The organism is Frankia sp. CcWB2 (assembly GCF_977927585.1).
Genome location: NZ_CDWRCM010000018.1, coordinates 21,977 through 25,746 on the forward strand (window position 1 = coordinate 21,977; position 3,770 = coordinate 25,746).

Below are 3,770 nucleotides of genomic sequence, written 5' to 3' on the forward strand. Positions count from 1 at the left end.
AACAGTATCCCGATCGCGACCGCACCGTGCATCCCCACCCTGGTGAGCACCCAGACGGTCAGGACGGGGCCCGGAGGATGGGTCGGCAGGACGGCCGTGGTCCCCGCCGCGGCGTGCGCGGTGGTCGCGGTGTAGGTGGCGAGGAAGCCGAGCGGATCGTCACCGACGGCCTTCGCCGCCGCCAGGAGATCCGCCGGGATGCGAAGATCCGCCGTGATCTCCCCGGGTGCGACCAGCGCGAGCGTGCCGCTCCACGCCAGCGATCCGACGTAGCCCAGGACGAGCAGGGCGGTCCAGGGCAGCCTGTTCACCGGGCCGGTCGCCGTGGCCGGGGTGGCCGGGGTGTTCGGGGTGGCCGCCGGGGGGGTGGTCGAGGCCCACCAGGCGGTGAGGGCGACCACGACCACGGCGATCACGAGCGGGACCAGGACGAGGGAATCGAGACGGGGAGCCCACCCGCCGCGCAGCGGCGGGTCACCGATGTCCAGATCCAGGTCGCCGGTGGAGACGAGGAACGTGCCGATGAGACCGCAGGCCACCAGGATGAGCCACAGCGCCGCCTCGCCGGCCTCGGTGCGCCCGGCGGACCCCGCCCAGGGCCGGGACAGGCCGCCGCGCGGTCCGGGCAACCGGCTGGAGGCGGCGACAGCGGTCGGGTCGGAGGCGCCGTCCGTCGCGCTCACCGGTCCGTACCGAGGCAGGCCGCGTAGCTGGGCACCTTCGGTGCCGACCCGGAGATCATCACGTCACCGACCACCACTGCACGGTAACGAGTCCGGTCCGCTCCCAGCGCCGGAGTTCCCCCCGAGCCGGATGCCGGAGGTGCTGGCGGGGGCGCCGGCAGGGGTGCGACGAGCCGTCCGCGATCTCGCCGGACCGGGCCTCAGCACGGGAGCGGGCCGGCCCCGACGGGGTGGACAACCGGTATCGGATGTGAGGAATCAGTCGAATTGATCGGCCGCGTTCGCGGTCCGTCGGCTCGCTCTGTACAGTGATCGACTGATGGTCGTACCTGCAGCGTTGCATCGAGAGAAGATCTTGAGCGCGAAGATGGCGATGTTCGTGGCGACGCGCCGATGCTGTTGTCGGGCCGCGTACCGGGGATTGGGGACACTGATCTCGGTAGCACCGTCGGCCAGGCGCGCCTGCTGTGCCAGCGGGTGGGTGCGACCCGTGCCATCGCTGGTGACCGCCGGCGTGGAGGAAGGAACGCGAGGGCACGGTCACGCATCGGCGCCGCGTGTGATGGATCACATCTGCTTCGAGTGGCGCGTTTACTCAAGCTGAGTGAAGATCGGTTCGCAGATCATCGAACACGGAGGGGGCCACGTTGGCCGAGCTCAGGAAAGGAACCCGGATCACCGGCGCCGAGCGGGACAAGCTTGCCGCCGAACTTCGGAAGAAGTACGAAGGTGGGCAGAGCATCCGCCTGCTCGCCGAGTCCTCTGGTCGTTCGTACGGGTTCGTCCACCGGATCCTCTCGGAGTCCGGTACGACCCTGCGCGGCCGGGGTGGTGCGACCCGGGGCACCAAGAAGAAAAGCGCCTGATCATGGCGGTCCCCGCCGCCGCTGTAGCGGCGGCGGCGGCCGGACTGCACGTGCGGGTCGCCGGGCCTCTCGTCACGATCTGGATGACGGATCCCGGTGATACCGGCGGGGCCGGCTCGTTCCCGGCTCTCGCGTCGGCGCTGGCCGGCGAACTGCGGCGGTTGACCGGTGAGGTCCGGGTCCTGGTTGTCCGGATGGGTCATCGCCCCCCACCGGCCGCTGCCCTTACCGACCCCGCACCCCGAGTGGGCGAGGAAGGGCCCGCGGACGCCGTGGGGCAGTTGTCCCCGGCCGCGGGATATCGCGCATGGCGCGACGCGATGGGGCGGGTCTCCGATCGGTCCGACCTGATCAGTGTGGCCGTCGTGGACACGACGGTCGGCGACCTCGGTCTCGCGGTGACGGTCGCCTGCGACCTGCAGGTTCTCGCCGAGGATGCGCGCTTCCGGCTGACCTGGGCGCGTGACGGCCTCCTGCCCGCGGCCGGTGCCATGGGTCGGCTGGTCGAGCTCCTCGGCTACGCGAATGCCCTGGACCTCTGCCTGACCGGCCGCGAGCTCGCCGCCGACGAAGCGGCCAGGATCGGGCTGGCCCAGCGGGTCCTGCCGCGTGAGCTGCTGGACGAGCAGGTCGGCGTGCTGGTCGCGGCGCTCCTCGCGGTTCCCCGCGACATCGCGGCCGAGGTGAAGGCGCTGATGCGCGGCGTGCGGCGCTCCCGTCCCGCTACCCGCTCCGACCGTCTCGACGAGCGGGCCGAGGACGAGGCCTGGGAACGCGTCGTCACCGCCCGCTCCGCTGCCGGTGACGACCCCGCGGCGGGGTGACCGGCAGCCCCGACCGGCTCCTGCGCCGGCTCCGTACCGGCGGTCTCCCGCTTCGGCATCCGTTTCGCTCCGTGCCGTGCCAAGCTGCAGCCAGCACGCCTGACGAGCCGCACCCGCCGCGGGAATGCCCGTCCGCAATTCCTGCTTACATCGTTACGTAGTAAGCACTACGTAACACAGTAAGCGCCGCCGCCAGGAGGGCTGATGCGACCGGGAATGGATGGTTGGTCTACGATGCGTACCTTCCAACAGGACCGTTCGGTCACCCGGACCTCGCTGCGGCCCGGTACCCTGCGCAGGATCGTCGCCTTCGCCCGTCCCCATCGGCGGCAGCTCGCCTACTTTCTCGCGCTCATCGTGCTCAGCTCGGCTGTCGGTGCGGTTGTTCCGCTGATCCTCAAGACGATCATCGATGACGGCATCGTGCGCCACCGGGTGGGGCTCGTGCAGGCGCTCGCCGCGGTCGTCGCGGGCCTGGCGTTCCTGGACGCCGGTCTGTCGCTCGCGCAGCGCTGGTTCTCGGCCCGGATCGGCGAGGGTCTGATCTACGAGATGCGCAGCCAGGTGTTCTGGTACGTGCAGCGCCAGCCGCTCGCCTTCTTCACCCGGACCCAGACCGGGGCGCTCATCAGCCGGTTGAACAACGACGTGCTCGGCGCGCAGTCGGCGTTCACCAACACGCTGTCGTCGGTGCTGTCGAATGTCCTGTCCGCCGGATTCGTGCTCGCCGCGATGCTGGTGCTGTCCTGGCGAATCACCCTCGTGTCGCTCGTGTTGCTGCCGGTATTTATTATTCCGGCCCGCTTGTTGGCGCCCCGCCTGGCCAGGCTGACCCGGGAGAGCTACGGGTTGAACGCCGAGATGAACACGACGATGACGGAACGATTCAACGTGTCCGGAGCGATGCTCGCGCAACTGTATGGTTCGGCGGAACGGGAGGACGAGAACTTCCGCGTTCGGGCCGGGCGGGTGCGTGACATCGGGGTGACCCAGGCTATGTACGGCCGCATATTCTTCGTCTCGCTCACCCTGGTCGCCTCGCTCGCGACCGCGATCGTCTACGGGATAGGCGGTCGGTTCGCTGCCCAGGGCAGCCTGGAGGTCGGCACCCTGGTCGCGCTCACGGCCTACCTCGGACGGCTGTACGGGCCGCTCACCCAGCTCTCCAACGTGCACGTCGACGTCATGACGGCGCTGGTGTCCTTCGAGCGGGTCTTCGAGGTGCTCGATCTGGAGCCAGCGATCGCCGACCGGCCGGGCGCCGTCGATCTGCCGGCCGGCGCGACGACCATCGAGTTCGATCATGTCGGTTTCCGTTATCCGGCCGCCGGCGAGGTCTCCCTGGCGTCGCTGGAGTCGGTCGCCGTACTCGACCCGCGGGTGCCCACGCCGGTGTT

2 protein-coding genes and 2 pseudogenes are annotated in these 3,770 nt (G+C 70.1%); 3 read left to right on the plus strand and 1 reads right to left on the minus strand.

The genetic code is table 11. The annotated features are described in order from the left end of the window. Nucleotides 1-683 (minus strand): annotated as a pseudogene (locus ACY45C_RS03740) (hypothetical protein); the annotation flags it as partial. Between the two features lie 647 nt (nt 684-1,330). Between ACY45C_RS03740 and ACY45C_RS03745 the strand changes: the two are divergent. The 3 genes and pseudogenes from ACY45C_RS03745 to ACY45C_RS03755 all read left to right on the plus strand — a co-directional run. Further along, nucleotides 1,331-1,549, plus strand: a complete 219-nt coding sequence (locus ACY45C_RS03745; RefSeq protein WP_009399485.1) for a helix-turn-helix domain-containing protein — start codon at nt 1,331-1,333, stop codon at nt 1,547-1,549. Nucleotides 1,550-1,551: 2 nt separating this feature from the next. Continuing rightward, nucleotides 1,552-2,373 (plus strand): enoyl-CoA hydratase/isomerase family protein, encoded by an 822-nt coding sequence (locus tag ACY45C_RS03750; RefSeq protein WP_462186251.1) that lies wholly within the window; start codon nt 1,552-1,554, stop codon nt 2,371-2,373. 204 nt (nt 2,374-2,577) lie between these two features. Next, nucleotides 2,578-3,770, plus strand: a pseudogene (locus tag ACY45C_RS03755) (ABC transporter transmembrane domain-containing protein); the annotation flags it as partial.